This window comes from Anoxybacillus sp. LAT27 (assembly GCF_022030075.1).
Taxonomy (GTDB): domain Bacteria; phylum Bacillota; class Bacilli; order Bacillales; family Anoxybacillaceae; genus Anoxybacillus; species Anoxybacillus kestanbolensis.
In genome coordinates, this window is the sequence record NZ_JAIWYK010000377.1 from 1 (window position 1) to 227 (window position 227).

The window sequence follows — 227 nt, forward strand, 5'->3', positions numbered from 1 at the left end:
TGAGGTCCTCTTCAACTTTTCTGAGGTTCTCGTGGGCTTGCGAAAATCTTTTCGCCTCAATTTGCATTTTGGCGAGGTTTGCCCTCGCGTCTGAAAACTTTGGCTGAAGCTCAAGCGCTAATCGAAAGTGCTTTTCAGCATCTCTAAAATGTTGTCGAGCCGTATAGGCAAGGCCAAGGCTGTTTTGGACGTCGGGATTCTGAGCGTCCAGCTGTTCAGCCTGGAGA

Annotated in this window: 1 protein-coding gene; it reads right to left on the reverse strand. The window is 49.3% G+C overall.

What is annotated here, in order from left to right; translation table 11 throughout:
• The coding region (locus LD028_RS09865; RefSeq protein ID WP_237811712.1) for a tetratricopeptide repeat protein at positions 1–227 on the reverse strand (227 nt) is incomplete at both ends.